The organism is Leisingera sp. ANG-DT, assembly GCF_000813785.1.
GTDB lineage: Bacteria > Pseudomonadota > Alphaproteobacteria > Rhodobacterales > Rhodobacteraceae > Leisingera.
Window position 1 is genome coordinate 1 of record NZ_JWLE01000083.1, and the last position, 380, is coordinate 380.

Annotated in this window: 1 pseudogene; it reads right to left on the reverse strand. The window is 62.4% G+C overall.

The annotated features are described in order from the left end of the window. A pseudogene (locus tag RA21_RS23375) lies at positions 1-380 on the reverse strand (SulP family inorganic anion transporter); the annotation flags it as partial.

The window sequence follows — 380 nt, forward strand, 5'->3', positions numbered from 1 at the left end:
CGACTGGTCCACCACCCGGCTGCGGGCAAAGTCGACAATCACGCGCTCCGGGTCGCCCGCCACGTCGAACAGCTCGATGAACCCGTCGGTGGAGCCGAAGAACAGCGGCCCCTCGATCTCATAAACCTTGGCGCCCTTGTCGCTTTCGGACTCGCGGGTATAGGCATGGATGCGGCGCGCGTTATTCCAGGCATAGGCCAGGGCTGAGACGATGACGCCCACAACCACCGCAACAGCCAGGTCCGACATCACCGTCACAACGGTCACCAGCACGATCACAAAGGCATCCATCAGCGGCACCTTGGTCATGATCTTCAGGCTGTTCCAGGCAAAGGTGCCGATCACCACCATGAACATCACGCCCACCAGCGCCGCCAGCG